1 protein-coding gene and 1 pseudogene are annotated in these 2,699 nt (G+C 39.8%); one reads left to right on the top strand and one right to left on the bottom strand.

The window, feature by feature from the left end; translation table 11 throughout:
• Window positions 1-1,294: iron uptake porin (locus tag PI95_RS34980; RefSeq protein ID WP_163519482.1), on the bottom strand; the 1,294-nt coding region annotated here is incomplete at its 3' end.
• Window positions 1,295-1,806: 512 nt separating this feature from the next.
• On the opposite strand from PI95_RS34980, the pseudogene PI95_RS34975 reads away from it, so the two are divergent.
• Window positions 1,807-2,637 (top strand): annotated as a pseudogene (locus PI95_RS34975) (aldo/keto reductase); the annotation flags it as partial.
• Window positions 2,638-2,699: the final 62 nt, after the last annotated feature.

Raw genomic sequence — 2,699 nt, 5'->3', positions numbered from 1 at the left:
ACAAAAATGGACAGCCTTGTTTACTAGATCCTCGATCCCCCACGACATTTTCGGATGAAGGCTGTCCATTTTTGTCCAGGTTCAGCCCAAGGGCGATCGCTGCTTGGGAACTATTGTTAAAAATCCCATTTTCGGGTCGATTTGCAAAAAAGTTATCGGCGATGTAACTTAAATGTACTTGCAGGCGATCGCTAAATTTGTATGTTAAAGCTGCACCTGCACCATCAAAGCCAGGACGGTACACAGTCGGGTTAAACTGTCCAAATCGAGAGAAACCACCTTGTAAGGGATTACCATTCAAAGCGTTCAGTGTCGGTACCCAAATAGGAAAGTTTAGGGTTCTAGTACCAATAAAAACATTAGCATTATTGCCTACAGGGAAACGATAGTATAAGTTGGCAAGAAACAAATTCCCTTCTGGATAATTAGTAGACCTATCCAAAGCAAAACGGGTCATTTGCGTTCCCGTACTGCTTCCCAAAATAGGGATATTGTCTGCTTGTAAAGCTGTTGTTAGTTGGTCTTTACCCGTAAAGCTAGTTTGAAGCACAAGTCTAGCGCGGTAAGAAAGAAAAGTATTTGTATCATCTTTGGTATCGTTAGCAGGTCTATTATTTGCCCTGTCACCAAAAGTATCAGCTGCCACAAATATGGCATCACCCAGCAATTTAGTTGTAGTTGAAAACTGATTTGCTTCGACTTGTGCCGATCGCGCTTCTAAAGTATCTAATCTTCCCCGGAATTGAGCAAGTTCTGGGCGAAATTCCTCTGATAACCGTTGTAAAGTTACTAAATCTTCTTTTGTTGCCAGATTTGCCGTTGATGATGCAATCAATTTCGTTACTTGGTCTAAGCAAGCATTTAATCCTGCTGCAAATTCGTACCGCGTTAAAGCTCGATTTCCGCGATATTTCCTGTCAGGATAGCCTGCTATACATCCATACCGCTCAACTAAAGATTGAAGTGCTTGAAATGCCCAGTCTGTCGGTTGTATATCGGAAAGTTCCGATACCGATGTCACTGGTGACTCGTTGACGGGTTCAACGGGTGTTGTTTCCGGTGGCTTTTGAGCAATTATCTCAGGTAGGGGCGCTAATTTGACATCCGCGAAAGTAGAATTTGCTGTACCTCCTGCCTCAAGCACAGTTTCATCTAAAGGTAATAATGTCGGTGATGAAGTTTCTGCCTTTATCTGTGTTTCTTCTTGAGCAAGAGTTTTCGCGCTAGCTGCTAAGAAAAACAGCATCAAAAACATTGGTAAAGTAAACAGAAAATTCCCAAATTCTTTTTTCATTTTCATAGAACACACAATTCGGTCTGGTACAAATCCTCTGTGCTTCTACACGCACGTCTTCGGATAACATTAGATAAAAAAGAAAACTCTTATTAGCAATGAGGTAAAAGCTTCAATTTTGCGCTTTATCGCTACTCTGATTCGGTGCTTTGTATCTGGATCGTCATCAAAACTATCCCCTGCTAATCACAAAATTAGGCAAGATAAAATCATTTTATGGCAATGACCAAATCGCCTCATTAATAAATATACGGTAAATTGGTCGATTTAGTACAGATTTATATTACTAGATAGCAGTATTTCATACAGTTTGTATGAAATGAGTATTTCTAGCTACATACTATACATAATTTAAAATTAGGGCGATCGGCTTGTCTTTAGGAATCATATCTGGTAATATACCTTTTAGAAAAATTAACTCCGGTAAGTCGGTAGACTTAGTGTATTTTTAGTCAAATCGCCGTTGTATTACTTTTTTTGCTAAAAGTAATCAAGAGAATTAATTCAAGAATATGAAATACAATCAACTTGGCGAAAGTGACCTTAAGGTTTCGGAAATTTGTTTGGGAACCATGACTTATGGACAGCAGAATACCATTGAAGAAGCGCATCAACAGTTAGATTATGCTGTTGCTCAAGGGATAAATTTTATTGATACTGCGGAGATGTACCCAGTACCCCCGCGTGGTGAAACTCAAGGAAAAACGGAAGCTTACATTGGTGAATGGTTGAAAAAACAACAGCGTTCGCGCCTGATTATTGCCACAAAAATTGCCGGTCCCGGTCGTCCGTTTAAATGGCTGCGGGGAGGAAACATCAAAATTGACCGCGATAACATTAAGCAAGCGGTAGATGATAGCCTGAAGCGATTGCAAACAGATTATATAGATTTATACCAAATTCACTGGCCCGAACGCTATGTTCCCACTTTTGGACAAACAGAGTACAAACCGGATTTGGAACGTGAAACTATCAGTATTACCGAACAATTAGAAGCATTTGCTTCGGTCATCAAAGCCGGGAAAATTCGTTATCTGGGTTTGAGTAATGAGACACCTTGGGGAGTTAGCGAGTTTGTTCATATCGCCAAACAGCAAGGATTACCCAAAGTTATCTCGATTCAAAATGCTTATAACTTGCTAAATCGCGTATTTGATTCAGCTTTAGCAGAAGTTTCTCGTTACACAAATGTTGGTTTACTCGCTTATAGCCCTTTAGGATTTGGTTTGTTATCTGGAAAGTACACAGACGAGAAAAAACCAGAAAATACACGCATAACTTTATTTCAAGGTTTCGGACAACGCTATCTTATACCAATTCTCCATGAAGATGCACTAAATTATTAGAAGCAGAAACTTTCTTTGCTTTCTTCATGGGAAATAACTTTCGAGCCGAGGTATGTGAA

The organism is Hassallia byssoidea VB512170, assembly GCF_000817785.2.
GTDB lineage: Bacteria > Cyanobacteriota > Cyanobacteriia > Cyanobacteriales > Nostocaceae > Hassallia > Hassallia carrinoi.
The sequence above is the reverse complement of the archived record's forward strand: the minus strand, read 5'-3'. Positions and strand labels throughout refer to the sequence as shown.